The sequence below is a fragment of the Pseudarthrobacter sp. SSS035 genome (genome assembly GCF_023273875.1).
GTDB lineage: Bacteria > Actinomycetota > Actinomycetes > Actinomycetales > Micrococcaceae > Arthrobacter.
In genome coordinates this window covers 3,249,612-3,265,320 of record NZ_CP096882.1, presented here as the reverse complement: position 1 = coordinate 3,265,320, position 15,709 = coordinate 3,249,612, and the positions used below count along the sequence as shown (strand labels likewise).

Here is a 15,709-nt window from a genome sequence, read left to right as displayed (position 1 = left end):
GTGGATTCCGGGGGCTTAGCCTGTAGCGGTGGGGAGGCTCGATCTCCCGACCTCACGATTATGAGTCGTGCGCTCTAACCAACTGAGCTACACCGCCACGAATGAGAAAAACCTGCGCCAAGCCGGTCAAAAACCGCCTTGACACAGGCCCTCATCCAGAGCCCCCCACCGGAATCGATCCGGTGACCTCGTTCTTACCAAGAACGCGCTCTACCACTGAGCTAGGGGGGCAACGAGTAAATACTCTACCGGAAGATTTGGTCACCAACAAATCGGCTCCAGAACGACGCCCGCGGCGCCAAAAGTGCCGGAAATTCGGGCTTCCTGGGCCCTCCGGACGGCCCATAAATCGGCCCGGAGACGGATCCCTGAAGGGATGTGACCAAGCGAACTTAAGCAGCAACCTTAAAGCAGAACGGGCCGGCAAGAAGCCGGCCCGTTCTCAGTTCACTTTAGGATGCAGTGGTTACCACTTGTTGCGGGGCTTGAAGCCGCCTTCGGTGCGCGGCTTGCGTGCCGCATCGGTGCCCACGCTGCGCTCGTTACGGTCGCTGAAGGAGCGGCCGCCGCGGTCAGCTGAGCTACGCTCGCCGTCCGTCTTGCGGAATTCCTTCTTGAACCCGCCGTTGCCCTTGAAGTTGCCGCCACGGTCGCCGCCACCGGCGCCACCGCCGGAGTAACCACCGCGGTCGCCACCGCCGGAGTAACCGCCGCGATCGCCGCCGCCACGGTTGCCCTGGTAGCCGCCGCGGTCGCCGCCGCCACGGTTGCCCTGGTAGCCGCCACGCTCGCCGTCGCCGGAGGGCTTGCGGCCGTTGTCCAGCTCGAGGTGGATCAGCTCGCCGCCGATCCGGGTGCGGGACAGAGCCTTCAGCTGGTCGGCACTGAGGTCCGCCGGGAGCTCTACGAGGGAGTGGTCGGCCCGGATGTCGATGCCGCCGATGTTGGCCGAGGAGATGCCGCCTTCGTTGGCAATGGCGCCAACGATGGAACCCGGCATGACGCGCTGGCGGCGTCCGACGGCGATCCGGTAGGTGGCGTTGCCCTCAGTGAGCGTACGGGTGGGGCCACGTGAGCCGAAGCCGTCCTTGGAGCGCTCGCGCTTCTGGAAATCGGGAGCTGCAGCCAGTTCCTTGACCAGGAGCGGCTGTCCGCCCTGGGCCATCACGGCCAGCGCGGCAGCGATCTCCGAGGCCGGCACGTTGTGCTCTTCCTCGTAGGAGGAGATGAGGTCGCGGAACGCGGCAACGTCCTCGGACTCGAGGGTCTCCGTGATGCGCTCGGCGAACTTGCCCAGGCGCAGCGTGTTGACGGTCTCGGCCGTGGGCAGGTGCATCTGCTCCACCGGCTGGCGCGTTGCCTTTTCGATGGAACGCAGCAGGTACTTCTCCCGCGGCGTCATAAACAGGATGGCGTCACCCGAACGGCCTGCACGGCCGGTGCGGCCGATGCGGTGGACGTAGGACTCGGTGTCGTGCGGGATGTCGTAGTTGACCACGTGGCTGATGCGCTCAACGTCAAGGCCACGGGCCGCGACGTCGGTGGCCACCAGGATATCGATGCGGCCTTCCTTCAGCGCCTCGACAGTGCGTTCGCGCTGCTGCTGCGGGATGTCGCCGTTGATGGCGGCAGCCTGGAAGCCGCGGGACTTCAGCTTGTCAGCCAGGTCCTCGGTAGCCATCTTGGTGCGCACGAAGGCGATAACGCCGTCGAACTCTTCAACCTCGAGGATGCGGGTCAGGGCGTCGAGCTTGTGCGGGCCCATAACCTGCAGGTACCGCTGGCGGGTGTTGGCGCCGGTGGTGGTCTTGGACTTGACCGAGATCTCGGCCGGGTTGTTCAGGTACTGCTTGGACATCCGGCGGATCTGGCTCGGCATGGTGGCCGAAAACAGTGCCACCTGGCGGTCCGACGGGGTCTGCTGGAAGATCTGCTCCACGTCTTCGGCGAAGCCCATGCGCAGCATTTCGTCGGCCTCATCCAGCACCAGGTACTGGAGCTCGGACAGGTCCAGGGAACCCTTGGAGATGTGGTCGATCACACGGCCGGGAGTACCGACAACAACCTGGGCACCGCGGCGCAGGCCGGCGAGCTGGGGGCCGTAAGCGGAGCCGCCGTAGACGGGGAGGACGGTGAAGTCATCGATGTGCTTGGCGTACGAGGTGAAGGCCTCGGCTACCTGGAGCGCAAGCTCGCGGGTCGGAGCCAGAACCAGGGCCTGGGTCTTGCGGGACGGGCCGTTGAGGTCGTGGAGCTCGGCCAGGCGGGACAGTGCCGGTACTGCGAATGCTGCAGTCTTACCGGTACCGGTCTGGGCGAGGCCCACAACGTCGCGGCCTTCAAGCAGCAGCGGGATGGTTGCTGCCTGGATGGGGGAAGGCTTTTCGTAGCCGACGTCCATCAGGGCGGCGAGGACGCGGGCGTCGATGCCGAGATCGGCGAACTTCACGCCCTCGTCTTCGGTTTCCTCAGCCTTGGCGGGTGCTTCCTCGGTCTTCGCTTCCTCAGCCTTGGCTACGGGAGCTTCTTCAAACTTGGCAGCAGGCGCCTCGGTCTGAGCGGCAGGCGCTTCTTCGACCTTGGCGGGGGCTTCTTCAGCGGGAGCGGCGGGCGCTTCAGCTTCGGTGGCGGCGGGCTCTGCTGCGGGGGCAACGGCCTCGGTGAATTCGACGGCGACGGTTTCGGCAGTTACTGCTTCGGCGGTGATAGCTGTGTCGTCGTTGGTCTGATTTTCAGGCATAGGGAAATTCCTCATCCATAGGGGGCCAGGCGGCACAACCCGAGGTGAGCGGAGCCGCAGTACAATGTGCCGTGGGTGCCGGGCATACATTGACCGGCCGGTCACTTAGAAGTCCGGCGCTTTCGCAATCCCGTGGCAGGACTTCCCGCTGCATCTCTTGGCTGCTATCCCAGCAGTCTGTACAGCGTTTTCTTTAGCCGGCTCTCCCTATGAAAATGCCCGCATCACAATAGCGGGCCCCAACACTTGCCAGTCCTGCCTCAAAAATTGGGCAGGAATAAGGGATTTCCGGAGTGGGGGATGTTTCAAGTGTAAGGTACAGATCCGCTTTGCGGCTAATTGAACGTACGACGGCGGCGGTGAGCTTGCGCACATGGCCGTCGGGTTCCATCCGGCTAAGGCCGTGACGCTACCGTCCCAGCCGCCGCAGCAGCGCCTCAAAGGTGTCGTGGTAGTCGGACTGGAGGCGGATCTCGCCGTCGGCGTCGGCATCCCGCAACGCTTCCATGGCCTCAAGGTCAGGTTCGCTGAACCACTTTCCGATGGTGATGCCGTGGGTCGGCACGAAAAGCTGGTGGATGTGGTCGCCGGCCTGGACGTTTCCGGTGCGGATCACACGCAGGTAGGTACCAATCCGGCCCGCTTCCGTGAAGCGCTTGACCCATTGCGGCTCCCCCATCCGGCGCTGGAAGGCGGCGCACGGGACGCGCGGCGAAGTGACTTCAACTTCGACGTCGAGCCCGATCTTCCAGCGTTCCCCGATCACTGCCCCGGTGGCCTCGATGCCGGACACGCGAAGGTTTTCCCCGAAGATCCCGGGCGGGAGGTCGCGTTGGAGCTCCTTCGCCCAGTAGTCGGCATCATCCTGGGAGTAGGCGTAGATGGCCTGGTCCTCCCCGCCATGGTGGATCCGGCTCGCCTGGACGTCACCGTGGAGGCCGAGTTTGTGGACTTTGACGGGACCTTCCACCGGCCGCTTGTCGATGGCGGTGACTCCCACGCTGCCTTCATCGGGAAGAAGCTGGTGGACACGGCAGACGGCTAGCACTGATGCGGTTTCCATGGCTCCAGTGTAGGGTTCCCGGCGTTACAGCCACCGTTGGAACCGGAGATTGGCAGTTCTCTCCCGTTTCGAGCTCGCAGCCGGACCGGGCAGAGACTACGCTGATTTCAGGATTGAGCTTCCGGCGCACAGCTGCGCCCACATTCAGCATGGACTACCAAGGGGGGACGTCATGGACCCGGAAAAGGACCAAGGCAACGGTCCGGACAAGGACCAGGCCAAAGGCCAGGGCACCGGTCAAGGCAAGGACCAGGGAGCGCCGAAACCGCCCCCGTGGCAGGTTCCCAAACCTGAGCTGCGCCCCGAACTCCTGAACGAACCCATTCCCACGGTTGATCCCTTCGCCCGGGACCGCGAGCGCCAGACCCATGATGCGGCCGCGCGCAAGAAGCGTTCCCAGCGGCGGACCGTTGTGGTGGGGTTGGGAGTCACGGCCCTCCTCGCCGGCACCATCACCGCCGTCGTGGCCAGCAACCAGGATGAACCCGAGTACGCCCAGGTCTGTTTCAACGACGAAACCGGCGAACGCGTCGAGGATACGCAGTGCAACAGCTCGGCCGGCCGGAGCGGCGCACTATTCGCGTGGTACTTCTACTCCCGCGGCGCCAGCGTGCCAGCGGTGGGGCAGAACCGGTCCTCATATCCGAGCTATACCAGCACCATCCCCAGCGGCGCCAAGGCATCCACCGGGTACAGCACCAAGGGCGGCACAGTCAGCAGGGGCGGCTTCGGCAGCAGCTCCAAGGGCTCAAGTACGGGGGGTTAGGCGTGAAGCGGTTGTTATCAGAGCCCAGGCCCGGCTGGAAGCAGAAGATCGAAGAGCAGGGCCTGGTCTTCTCCACCACCACCATGCCCGACGGTAAGAAGATCGAATACTGGAACGAGTCCGCCTACTACGAATTCACCATGGACGAGGTGGAGACGCTGGAGGTCACGGCCGAGGACATGCACAAGATGTGCCTCGAGGCAGCCAAGTTCCTGGCCACGGGCGCCATGGGGAACATCGGCATCGGCCCGCAGGCACTGGAGCTCGCGACGGAGTCGTTGCAGGCCGCGGACATGGATGTCTACGGGCGCTTCGACTTTATCTATGACGGCCAGGGCGGACCGGCCAAGATGCTCGAGTACAACGCCGACACCCCCACCGGCCTGATCGAGGCCGCCGTCGCGCAATGGTTCTGGCTGCAGGACGTGTTCCCGGAGAATGACCAATGGAACGGCATCCACGAGGCCCTGATCCGGCAGTGGAAGAAAATGCAGTACCGCACCGGCATGAGCACGCTCCACATAGCCCATTCCGAGGCTGAGGAGTCCGGCGAGGACTGGATGACGGCCGCGTACATGCGGGACGTGGCCAGCCAGGCGGGCTGGACCACCATCGGCATCAACATGTCCGATATCGGCTGGGATCCCAACCTGAACCGCTTTGTGGACCTGGACAACTTCATGATCAGCACCATGTTCAAGCTGTATCCCTGGGAGCTGATGATGAAGGAGCCGTTCGGGCACCGGCTGCTGCAGCGCGCACACAATCCCCGCTGGGTGGAGCCTGCGTGGAAAATGCTGCTCTCCAACAAGGCCCTGCTGGCTGCTCTGTGGCACCTGTACCCGGACCACCCCAACCTGCTGCCGGCCTACCTCAACGAGCCCGGACCCCTGAAGGAATGGGTGGCCAAGCCGCTGCATGGGCGCGAAGGCGACAACATCAAGATCCATGCGCCGGGCATCAGACTGGAGCAGCCGGGCGGGTACGGCCGTGAGGGCTGGTGCTACCAGCAGTTCCATGCGCTGCCCGACTTCGACGGCAACCACCCCGTCCTCGGCCTCTGGGTGGTGGACGGAGAGTCCGTGGGCTGCGGGATCCGCGAATCGGATGGCCCCATCACCGATTACTTCTGCCGTTTTGTGCCCAACACCATTGACGCCCCGGCGCCGCTTTCAGCGCAGGCCCACTCCAGCAAAGCAGGTATCGCACTATGAGCACCCTGATATTCCAGAGCCCGGTGACCGGATGAGTGCGGAGACGACGACGGCGGGCGGCGCTTCCGGCGGACCGTCCGGCGGTGCCGTCCCCGACAAGGGGCTCCGGGCGGGGATCCTGGACCTCGGCGACTCGGTCATGCTGGGCCTGGCATCCACGGCGCCCGTGTATTCGCTGGCCGCCACGCTGGGCCTGATCGTGGCCGTCAACGGAAACTACACTCCCCTGATCCTGATCCTCGGGTTCATCCCCGTCCTGTTCATCGCGTACGCCTTCCGGGAGCTGAACAGCGCCATGCCGGACTGCGGCACCACGTTCACCTGGTCCCGCCGGGCGTTCGGCCCGTGGGCCGGCTGGCTGGGCGGCTGGGGGGTTGCCCTGGCCGGCATCGTGGTCCTGGCCAACCTGGCACAGGTGGCCGGCCAGTACCTGTGGCTGCTGATCGGCGACGGCTCACTGGCGGAAAACAAGGTGGTGGTCACCGCCACGGGTGTGCTGTTCATTGTCTTTATGACCCTGGTGAACTACCGGGGCATCCGGCTGGGCGAGCATGTCCAGCGGGTTCTGACCTACGTGCAGTATGTCTCGCTGGGCATCTTCGCGCTGGCCATCATTGTGCGGATCGCGGGCGGGGCTCCGGAAGGCCAGGCGTTCGATTTTGAGTGGTTCAACCCGGCCGGCGCCTTCGCGGACCCGTTCGCCGTGGTGCACGGTTCGCTGCTTGCCCTGTTCATCTATTGGGGCTGGGATACCTGCCTGGCTGTGAACGAGGAGACCGAAAACCCGACCACCACGCCGGGGCGCGGCGCCGTCATTTCGGCCTTTGTCCTGGTGGTCATCTACGTCTCGGTGGCCCTCCTGGTCATGATGTACGCCACGGTTGGCACCGAGGGCATTGGCCTGGGCAACGAAGCGAACCAGTCCGACGTCTTCCTGGCCATGAAGGACGTGGTCCTGGGCCCGTGGGGCTGGCTGATTGTAGTGGCCGTACTGGCCTCGGTCCTGTCGTCCACGCAGACCACCATCCTGCCCACGGCTCGCGGCACACTGTCGATGGGCGTGCACGGCGCGCTGCCGCCGAAGTTCGGCGAAGTCCATACCCGGAACCAGACCCCTGGATTCTCCACCCAGGTCATGGGCGCAGCGGCCGTCGTGTACTACGTGGCCATGAGCTTCCTCAGCGAAAACGTGCTCTCCGATTCCATCAGCGCCATCAGCCTGTTCATCGCCTTCTACTACGCACTGACGGGCTTTGCGTGCTTCTGGTATTTCCGGGGCACTTTCCGGGAATCGGCCCGCAACCTCTGGTTCCGGGGCATCCTTCCGCTGCTCGGTGCACTGCTCCTCACTGCGGCGTTCTTCATTTCAGCCGTCCAGATGTGGGATCCGGCCTACGGGGACACGCAGATCTTCGGCGTCGGCGGGGCGTTTGTCAGCGGCGTGGTGCTCCTGGCCCTGGGTGTCGTCCTGGCCGTTGTCTGCCGGTTCCTGCCGTCAACGCGGGAATACTTCACCGGGAAGCCGCCGGCGGCGGCTGCCACACCGACGTCGGCCTAAGATACTCAGATGAGCGACGCTGATGTCACTGCCGAAGTACTTGCCGCACCGGACCCATCGGACATCCTGGCCCTTGATGCGCTGCTGAGCGCTGACGAACGTGCGCTCCGTCAGCGGATCCGCGACTTCACCGACCAGCGGATCAAGCCGAACATCGCCCGCTGGTATGACGACGCCGTTTTTCCGCTGGAGCTCGCTCCCGAACTCGGCGAGCTGGGCGTCCTGGGGATGCACCTGGAAGGCTATGGCTGCCCCGGCCGGTCCGCCGTCGAATACGGCCTGGCCGCGATGGAACTCGAGGCCGGCGATTCCGGGATCCGGACTTTCGTGTCGGTGCAGGGGTCCCTGGCCATGACGGCCATCCACAAATGGGGTTCGGAGGACCAGAAGCAGGAGTGGCTCCCCCGGATGGCCGCCGGCGAGGTGATCGGCTGCTTCGCCCTGACCGAGCCCACGGCAGGCTCCGACCCGTCCTCCATGACCACTTTCGCCCGCCGGGACGGCACCGGGGACAGCGCCGGCTGGGTCCTCGACGGTGCCAAGCGCTGGATCGGACTGGCCTCCGTGGCCGGGGTGATGGTGGTGTGGGCCCAAACCGACGACGGCGTCCGGGGCTTCCTGGTGCCGGCCGGTACGCCGGGCGTGACCGCCACGCCCATCACCCAGAAACTGTCCATGCGCGCTTCCATCCAGTGCGATGTGGTGTTCGACGGCGTCCGGCTGGGACCGGAGGCCATGCTGCCGGCTGCGCTGGGCCTGCGCGGGCCGTTTACGTGCCTGAACGAGGCCCGCTACGGGATCATCTGGGGTGCTATGGGCGCCGCACGTGATTCCTACGAGGCCGCCCTGGCCTATTCCCAGGACCGGCTGCAGTTCGGCAAGCCGCTGGCCGGGTACCAGCTGACGCAGGAGAAGCTGGTGAACATGCTGCTGGAGATCCAGAAGGGCACCATGCTGGCCTTCTATCTGGGGCGCCTCAAAGACGAAAAGAAGCTGCGGCCCGAGCAGATCTCGCTGGGCAAGCTGAACAACGTGCGCGAGGCCATCAAGATCGCCCGCGAAGCCCGTTCCATCCTCGGCGGCAACGGCATCACGCTTGATTATTCGCCGCTCCGGCATGCTGCCAACCTGGAATCAGTCCGCACCTACGAGGGCACCGACGAGGTCCACATGCTCGTCCTGGGTCAGCACATCACCGGCCTTGGCGCGTTCCGGTAAACCCACCCGCCCCTCCCTCCCTAGTTGGGATGATGCGTGGTGCTATTCGGGGAGATGACCAGCTCAAGGTAGCCACGCAGGCACCCGGCCATGTCCACGCTCTCGGGCGATAGCAGCCACTGCGTCTGGATGCCGTCCCACAGCGCAATCAATGATGCCGCCGCGGTTTCCGGTTCGACGCCGTCGCGGAGCCGCCCCTCGTTGGCCAGTTGGGTGAACCGACGCGCGTAGCTCCGCCGCAGCCGTTCAAATCGTTCGGTGAAGAATTCGCGACCCGGGTGGCCGTCCGTGACGGATTCCGCACACAGGACGGTGTACAACTCAATGACGCCCGGGATCTCCTCATTGAAGCGTGCCTGGCGGATCACGGCGTCAACGAGCGTTTCCCCTGGATCGGGAGGCGTTGTGCCATCTCCGGTGATCGAGTCGCGCCAGTTGAGCACGGCCAGCAGCAGATCGCTTTTGGACGGGAAGTAATGCAGGAGGCTCGTCTGGCTCATTCCGACGTGGTCGGCAACGTCCTGCAGGGAGCCTCCGCGGTACCCGTGGGCCGCAAAGACGGCGTGGGCGGCAGCAAGGATCGCGTTCCGGCGTTCCGTCGACTTCGCGTACGGTCCCCGCCGGGAGGGCCTGCCCGACTCGTTTGTGGTCATGGCAAGCCAGTGTACAGCCGGATTTGTGCGACAAACCTAAACTCGAGTGACCACTCGAGTTTTGTGTTAGCCTTTCTCGTATCGGTCCCGGATGTGCCGGACCTCACAGTCTTGCCATGGTGGTCTGCAGCGTTTCCGGCGCGGCGGACTTACAGAAGGAGCAGTTAAGTAATGTCCCAGTCCACAGCATCCGGGCGCACCGCCGATGCCTCCTACATCATCGACCGCGGACCGGGTTCGGGCCGGCGGACAGCCGCCCGTTCCTGGCTCCACAGCAATGCTCCCACCCGCTCGCTCAACGGCAACTGGCGCTTCCGGCTCCTGCCCGGCGCACCGGGAACCCCCGGGGGCCGCGGCGCGCTTCCCGCCGGCGAGGCTGTCGAGGGCATCGCCGAGGAGGCCTTCGATGACTCGTCGTGGGACGAGATCGCCGTCCCGGCGCATTGGGTACTGGAAGGCGACGGTCGCTATGGGCGGCCCATCTACACGAATGTCCGCTTTCCCTTCCCCACCGATGCGCCCAACGTTCCCGACGAGAATCCCACCGGCGACTACCGGCGCACGTTCGACCTGCCGGAGGCATGGACCGAAGCCGAACGGATCCTACTGAGGTTCGACGGCGTCGAGTCGCGGTACAAGGTATGGGTCAACGGGGTGCCGATCGGCGTCGGCGTCGGGAGCCGGCTGGCCCAGGAGTTCGACGTAACCGATGCGGTGCGCCCGGGGACGAATGTGGTGGCGGTCCGTGTGCACCAGTGGTCGGCGTCGAGCTACCTCGAAGACCAGGACCAGTGGTGGCTGCCTGGCATCTTCCGCGACGTGACGCTCCAGGCACGGCCGGCGGGCGGCATCGATGACGTCTGGCTGCGCACCTCGTTCAGCGGCTCCGGTGATTCCGGGACTCGTGATTCGGGCGCCGGCACCATTGACCCTGAAATCACGGCAAACGGTGACGCCTTTCCGGTGACGCTGTCCGTGCCGGAGCTGGGCGTGGACGTCACGTGGAACTCCGCTGCGGACGTCGCCCCGGTGGCGATCGACGCCGTCGAACCCTGGTCTGCCGAGATCCCGCGGCTGTATGACGCAACGGTGAGCAGCGCTGCCGAAACGCTCTCCCTCCGGCTGGGGTTCCGTACCGTGGAAATCGTGGGGGACCGCTTTTTGGTGAACGGCCGGCGGGTGGTGTTCCACGGCATGAACCGCCATGAGACGCATCCCGACCGGGGCCGCGTCTTCGACGAGGAGCTTGCCCGCGCCGATCTGGCCCTTATGAAGCAGTTCAACGTCAATGCGATCCGCACCAGCCACTATCCGCCCCATCCCCGGTTGCTGGACCTGGCCGATGAGATGGGGTTCTGGGTGGTGCTTGAGTGCGACCTCGAAACGCACGGATTCCATGCCCAGCAATGGGCCGGCAATCCCAGCGACGATCCCGCCTGGCATGACGCCTTCGTGGACCGCATCGAGCGAACCGTCGAGCGCGACAAGAACCACCCCTCCATCATCATGTGGTCGCTCGGCAACGAGGCCGGCACGGGCGCCAACCTCGCCGCAATGGCCGCGTGGGCCCATGCCCGCGACACCGGACGCCCGGTCCACTATGAGGGCGATTACAGCGGCGCGTACACGGACATCTATTCGCGGATGTACTCCTCCGTCCCCGAGACCGAGGCGATCGGGCGCGACGATTCCGGCTCGCTGCTGCTGGGCTGTTCCGCCGCAGAGTCCGCACGCCAGCGGACCAAGCCCTTCATCCTGTGCGAGTACGTTCATGCGATGGGCAACGGCCCCGGCGCCATCGACCAGTATGAGGACCTCGTTGACCGCTACCCACGGCTGCACGGTGGGTTCGTTTGGGAATGGCGGGATCACGGCATCCGCACACGCACGGACGACGGAATCGAATTCTTCGCCTATGGCGGCGATTTCAACGAGGTCATCCACGACGGCAACTTCGTGATGGACGGAATGGTCCTCTCCGATTCGACACCGAGCCCGGGACTGTTCGAATACAAGCAGATCGTGGCGCCGATCCGATTGCGCTTCGGCACCAAGGTGCCCAATGGAACAGCGTCCGACGGCGGTGCGCGGCCGTTCATCACAGTCGCCAATCTGCGGCACTCGGCGGACGCCTCCGACGTTGTGCTCCAGTGGCGGACCGAAGTGGACGGCATCCGCAGTGACTCGGGCGAGCTGGCAGTGGCCGGCACGTCCGGCAAGGCCCTCGCGGCCGGAGAGTCGGCGCAGCTGGAGCTACCGGCGTTTGCTTTCTCAGGTAAAGGAGAGCACTGGCTCACCGTTGAAGCCGTGCTCCGCAAAGACACCGACTGGGCTCCGGCCGGGCACGTGATTTCAGCCGCCCAGCTGGATCTCTCGGAGCATGCGGCACCGGTTCAGTCGCCGCGCCCGCTGGCTTCCGCAGGCCGGACCGGCTCCCTGGGGGCCGAGTCTGCGGGTGCCGAATCCTCGGCAACCAGAAAGGTAACCCTCGGACCGGCTGTCTTCGAGGAGGGCCGGCTCGTGTCGCTGGGCGGCTTATCGGTGGCCGGTCCCCGCTTGGAGCTCTGGCGCGCACCGACGGATAACGACGGCGGAGCGGGCCACGGCAGTTACGATCTCGCCGACCCGTGGCTGAACAACGGAAACGGCGTGCCGGCCCCGCCGTCGGCCGAGGTGTGGCGTAAAGCCGGTCTGGACCGTCTGACCGCCCGGGTGGAAAAGATCTCGGCGAACGAATCAGCCGTGGCGGTCCGGACACGGTACGCGCCGGCCGACAGCGCAGACTCCGTGACGGTCGAAGAACAATGGCAGCTCGCCGATGGGGAGCTGTGGCTGCGCCTGGACATCGTCCCCAGTGCCGGTTGGGACATGATCTGGCCGCGCATCGGGGTCAGGTTCGATCTGCCCGGCTCCGTGGACGGCGCCTCCTGGTTTGGTGCCGGGCCCCGGGAATCGTATCCGGACAGCATGCACGCGGCACTGATCGGGCGGTACTCGGCAGCCATCGACGACCTCACGGTGCCGTACGCGAAGCCCCAGGAGAGCGGGCACCGCAGTGCCGTGCGTTCTCTCGAGCTGAACAACGCGGGCGCGCCCTGGCTGAAGATCGAGACGGTGGCGGATGCCCGCGGCCGCCGGCCCGGCTTCACCTTGGCCCGTCACACCGCACAGGAGGTCAGCGCAGCGGCCCATCCCCACGAGTTGCCCCCGAGCGAGCACAGCTACCTCTACCTGGACGCCGCCCAGCATGGGTTGGGTTCACGGGCCTGCGGGCCGGACGTCTGGCCGGACTTCGCTCTTCGTCCGGAGGCCCGCACGCTGACGCTGCGCCTCGGGACGGCCGGGTAGCCGCCGAGATGGCATTTCGCGGCAATGTCAGGCGCCGCGACTGCCGCGAAGTGCCATCTCGACGCGTTCCGGACCGGGTTACGCAGCTCCGACCGGGACGGGTTCCTTGGCGCCTGCGTCCTTGCGGATGGTCGCACTGATCACGGCGGCGATGGTGCACATGGCCGCCGCGCCGAACCAGGCGTAGGTGTACTGGCCGGTGGCGTCCCGGATGGCACCGGCGCCGAGGGCAGCAGCGGCCGCGCCCAGCTGGTGGGCGGCGAACACCCAGCCGAACACCACGCTGCCGTCTGCGCCGAACGTTTTCCGGCAGATTGCCGCGGTGGGCGGTACCGTCGCCACCCAGTCCAGGCCGTAGATCACCACAAAAACGATCATGCTCGGCTGGACGGTGGCGCTCAGGAGCAGCGGCAGCACCAGCAGGCCGATCCCCCGGAACTGGTAGTAGACGGCCAGCAGGATTTTGGGGTTGTATCGGTCGGTCAGCCAGCCGGAGGCGATGGTGCCCAGGATGTCGAAGATCCCGACGACGGCGAGCAGCCCGGCCGCGGTGGTTTCGGGCATGCCGTGGTCGTGGGCTGAGGGGATGAAGTGGGTGCCGATCAGGCCATTAGTGGTTGCCCCGCAGATCGCGAAACCGGCCACGAGCGCCCAGAAGGTCCGCACTTTGCTGGCACGCTTGAGCACCTGAAGGGCGCGCACTGCGGCGTTGCTGCTGCTCCCGCTTTCCACAGGCTCCCCTGCGGCAGCGGTGGACTCAGCCGTTCCCTCCTCAGGTGCCGTTTCACCGTAAGGCAAGGCGCCGACGTCGGCCGGTGAGTTCTTGAGGAACTTCAGCACCAGCGGCACCACCGCGAGCGCGCCGGCGGCGATCAGCAGCGAGGCCTGCCGCCAGCCGGGATCCTGGGCCAGCATCGCGATGAACGGCAGGAAGACCAGCTGGCCCGCGGCGCTGCCGGCGGTCAGGATGCCGATCACCAGGCCCCGGCTCTTGGAGAACCAGGTGTTGGCGATGGTGGCGGCAAAGACGAGCGCCATGGAGCCGGTGCCGAGCCCGATCAGCAGTCCCCACGTCAGGAGGATCTGCCAGGACTGGGTGACAAGGACCGTGAGCGCGCTGCCGGCGCCGATCATCACCAGGGCGGTGGCGGTGACGGCCCGGATCCCGAACCGTTCCATCAGGGCCGCGGCGAAGGGAGCGGTCAGGCCAAACAGCACCAGGTTGATGCTGACGGCTGCGGACAGGACGGTGGTGGACCAGCCGAACTCCTGCTGCAGCGGCACCATCAGCACACCCGGGGCGGCCCGGAATCCGGCGGCTCCCACAAGGGCAAGGAAGGCGACGGCAGCGACGATCCAGGCCGGGTGCAGGCGCCGGCGGCGGCTGGTTTCGGTGGCGCTCATGCGGCGGCCGTTGCGAGTGCGACGGGCGCGTCCGTCCGGGTGAGGCTGTGCCAGCTGGTGTTGGCGGCCGTGAGCCGTTCCCCGCAGCCGGTGCAGGTGTCCGCGGAGCTGGTCCGCTGGCCGCAGCCGGAATGGATCACGAACATGTGGGCCTGTTCGGAAGGTGCCGGGAGGTGCTTTTCCGCCCACATCACCACGGCGTTCAGCACCGGGAGCGCATCCTCACCCTTAGGAGTCAGGACGTACTCCTGGCGCGGGCGCCCGCCGTCGTCGTACGCCTTCTTCTCGAGCAGCCCCGACTCCACCAGACCCGCCAGGCGCCTGGTGAGCACCGAGTCCGCGACGGCGAGCCGGGACTTCATGGCGTCGAAACGCCCGTTGCCGAAAAAGACCTCGCGGAGCACAAGCATGCTCCAGGGGTCACCTAATATGTCGAGACCGCGTGCCATGCTGCAGTTGCGCTGGGACCAGTCGGAGCGGAGTACCATAAAGGCACCCTAGCTAACTTTCTTGAAGAAAGCCAGGGTGCCTTAGATGGAGCGCGGTGCTACTTCAGGAAGGTGAAGGCCCGCTCCAGGTCCGCGATGAGGTCTTCCACGTCCTCGATGCCGCAGGAGAGCCGGATGAGGTTGACGGGAACCGCAAGTTCCGTGCCCTTGACCGATGCGTGGGTCATCTCGGACGGGTAGTTCATCAGCGATTCGATGCCGCCCAGGGATTCCGCCAGCGTGAACACCGACGTGTTTTCCGCGACCGTGCGGGCCGCCGCCTCGCCGCCCTTGAACTGGACGGACACCATGCCGCCGAACTTCTTCATCTGCTTCTTCGCCAGCTCGTGGCCGGGGTGGGAGGGCAGGCCCGGGTACAGGACGGCCTCCACCTCCGGGCGCTCGAGCAGCCATTCGGCCACGGCCTGGCCGTTGTCGCTGTGCCGGTCCATGCGCACGCCGAGTGTCTTCAGGCCGCGGGTGGTGAGGAAGGCGTCCATAGGGCCGGACACCGCACCCACGGCGAACTGCACAAAGCCGATCTTCTCCGCGAGGTCCGCGTCGTTGACCACAATGGCGCCGCCCACCACGTCGGAGTGCCCGCCGATGTACTTCGTGGTGGAGTGAACCACGACGTCGGCACCCAGGGCGAGCGGGGTCTGCAGGTAGGGCGACGCGAAGGTGTTGTCCACCACGAGGAGGGCCCCGGCGTCGTGCGCTACCTCGGCGAGTGCCTCAATATCGGTGATCTTCATCAGCGGGTTGGAGGGGGTTTCCACCCAGACGAAGCGGGTCTTGTTCGCGGCCACGGCTTTGCGGACCGCGTCCAGGTCAGCCATGTCCACGGGGGTGTTGCCGATCCCCCAGTCGCCGAGCACTCGGTCGATGAGCCGGTAGGTGCCGCCGTAGGCGTCGTTGCCGAGCACAATGTGGTCGCCGGGCCGGGTCAGCGCCCGGATCAGGGAGTCCTCCGCCGCGAGGCCGGAGCTGAAGGAGTAGGCGTGGCTTCCGCCTTCGAGCGCGGCGAGCTGCTCCTGCAGGGCATCACGCGTGGGGTTGGTGCCGCGGCCGTATTCGTAACCGTCGCGGAGCCCGCCGATGCCGTCCTGGGCGTACGTGGAGCTGAAGTGCACGGGCGGAACCACGGCGCCGGTGCGGGGCTCGAAGGCCTGGCCGGCGTGGACGGCGCGCGTGTTGAAACCCTGGTTTTCTGCAGACATTGAAGGTCCTTTCATGCGGTGATCGAGCTTGTCGAGA

The 15,709-nt window shown here is 66.0% G+C and carries 11 protein-coding genes and 2 tRNA genes; 5 read left to right on the top strand and 8 right to left on the bottom strand.

The annotated features are described in order from the left end of the window. Positions 1-23: 23 nt before the first annotated feature. From MUN23_RS15065 to MUN23_RS15050, 4 genes are all read right to left on the bottom strand, one after another. Positions 24-97 (bottom strand) — tRNA-Met (locus MUN23_RS15065). A gap of 62 nt (positions 98-159) precedes the next feature. After that, positions 160-231, bottom strand: a tRNA-Thr gene (locus tag MUN23_RS15060). Positions 232-466: 235 nt separating this feature from the next. Continuing rightward, positions 467-2,740, bottom strand: coding sequence for a DEAD/DEAH box helicase (locus tag MUN23_RS15055; protein WP_248759485.1), 2,274 nt, complete (start codon positions 2,738-2,740; stop codon positions 467-469). Positions 2,741-3,149: 409 nt separating this feature from the next. Beyond that, a complete protein-coding gene (locus MUN23_RS15050; RefSeq protein ID WP_248759483.1) occupies positions 3,150-3,803 on the bottom strand; it encodes an MOSC domain-containing protein in 654 nt (217 codons plus the stop codon). A 172-nt stretch (positions 3,804-3,975) separates the two neighbouring features. Here MUN23_RS15050 and MUN23_RS15045 point away from each other — a divergent pair, with 172 nt between their 5' ends. From MUN23_RS15045 to MUN23_RS15030, 4 genes are read left to right on the top strand one after another with little or no spacing between them, the layout of a single operon-like run. Continuing rightward, a complete protein-coding gene (locus MUN23_RS15045; protein WP_248759481.1) occupies positions 3,976-4,569 on the top strand; it encodes a Tat pathway signal protein in 594 nt (197 codons plus the stop codon). Positions 4,570-4,571: 2 nt separating this feature from the next. Then, positions 4,572-5,783, top strand: coding sequence for a glutathionylspermidine synthase family protein (locus MUN23_RS15040; RefSeq protein ID WP_248759479.1), 1,212 nt, complete (start codon positions 4,572-4,574; stop codon positions 5,781-5,783). A gap of 31 nt (positions 5,784-5,814) precedes the next feature. After that, a complete protein-coding gene (locus MUN23_RS15035; RefSeq protein ID WP_248759477.1) occupies positions 5,815-7,341 on the top strand; it encodes an APC family permease in 1,527 nt (508 codons plus the stop codon). Positions 7,342-7,350: 9 nt separating this feature from the next. After that, positions 7,351-8,559, top strand: coding sequence for an acyl-CoA dehydrogenase family protein (locus MUN23_RS15030; protein WP_248759475.1), 1,209 nt, complete (start codon positions 7,351-7,353; stop codon positions 8,557-8,559). Positions 8,560-8,579: 20 nt separating this feature from the next. Here MUN23_RS15030 and MUN23_RS15025 read toward each other — a convergent pair whose 3' ends face one another. Continuing rightward, entirely contained in the window at positions 8,580-9,212 is a 633-nt protein-coding gene (locus tag MUN23_RS15025; RefSeq protein ID WP_248759473.1) for a TetR/AcrR family transcriptional regulator, read from the bottom strand. Between the two features lie 171 nt (positions 9,213-9,383). Here MUN23_RS15025 and MUN23_RS15020 point away from each other — a divergent pair, with 171 nt between their 5' ends. Next, entirely contained in the window at positions 9,384-12,560 is a 3,177-nt protein-coding gene (locus MUN23_RS15020) for a glycoside hydrolase family 2 TIM barrel-domain containing protein (protein ID WP_248759471.1), read from the top strand. Positions 12,561-12,638: 78 nt separating this feature from the next. On the opposite strand, the gene MUN23_RS15015 is transcribed toward MUN23_RS15020, so the two are convergent. Genes MUN23_RS15015 through MUN23_RS15005 form a run of 3 tightly spaced genes read right to left on the bottom strand, consistent with a single transcriptional unit; the run spans position 12,639 to position 15,672 of the window. After that, positions 12,639-13,964 carry an MFS transporter gene (locus MUN23_RS15015; protein ID WP_248759470.1) on the bottom strand — a complete coding sequence of 442 codons (1,326 nt, stop codon included), beginning with the start codon at positions 13,962-13,964 and terminating at the stop codon, positions 12,639-12,641. Further along, positions 13,961-14,452 carry a helix-turn-helix domain-containing protein gene (locus MUN23_RS15010; protein WP_248759469.1) on the bottom strand — a complete coding sequence of 164 codons (492 nt, stop codon included), beginning with the start codon at positions 14,450-14,452 and terminating at the stop codon, positions 13,961-13,963. The genes MUN23_RS15015 and MUN23_RS15010 overlap by 4 nt, the downstream gene beginning before the upstream one ends. A 59-nt stretch (positions 14,453-14,511) precedes the next feature. Then, positions 14,512-15,672: a cystathionine gamma-synthase gene (locus MUN23_RS15005; protein WP_248759468.1), complete on the bottom strand. Its 1,161-nt coding sequence runs from the start codon at positions 15,670-15,672 to the stop codon at positions 14,512-14,514. Between the last annotated feature and the right edge of the window lie 37 nt (positions 15,673-15,709).

Bases quoted from the DNA above. Each gene is read 5' to 3' on its own strand.
- MUN23_RS15005 (WP_248759468.1), bottom strand. From the start codon at position 15,672: ATGTCTGCAGAAAACCAGGGTTTCAACACGCGCGCCGTCCACGCCGGC.
- MUN23_RS15045 (WP_248759481.1), top strand. From the start codon at position 3,976: ATGGACCCGGAAAAGGACCAAGGCAACGGTCCGGACAAGGACCAGGCC.
- MUN23_RS15025 (WP_248759473.1), bottom strand. From the start codon at position 9,212: ATGACCACAAACGAGTCGGGCAGGCCCTCCCGGCGGGGACCGTACGCG.
- MUN23_RS15020 (WP_248759471.1), top strand. From the start codon at position 9,384: ATGTCCCAGTCCACAGCATCCGGGCGCACCGCCGATGCCTCCTACATC.
- MUN23_RS15010 (WP_248759469.1), bottom strand. From the start codon at position 14,452: ATGGTACTCCGCTCCGACTGGTCCCAGCGCAACTGCAGCATGGCACGC.
- MUN23_RS15050 (WP_248759483.1), bottom strand. From the start codon at position 3,803: ATGGAAACCGCATCAGTGCTAGCCGTCTGCCGTGTCCACCAGCTTCTT.
- MUN23_RS15015 (WP_248759470.1), bottom strand. From the start codon at position 13,964: ATGAGCGCCACCGAAACCAGCCGCCGCCGGCGCCTGCACCCGGCCTGG.
- MUN23_RS15055 (WP_248759485.1), bottom strand. From the start codon at position 2,740: ATGCCTGAAAATCAGACCAACGACGACACAGCTATCACCGCCGAAGCA.
- MUN23_RS15030 (WP_248759475.1), top strand. From the start codon at position 7,351: ATGAGCGACGCTGATGTCACTGCCGAAGTACTTGCCGCACCGGACCCA.
- MUN23_RS15035 (WP_248759477.1), top strand. From the start codon at position 5,815: ATGAGTGCGGAGACGACGACGGCGGGCGGCGCTTCCGGCGGACCGTCC.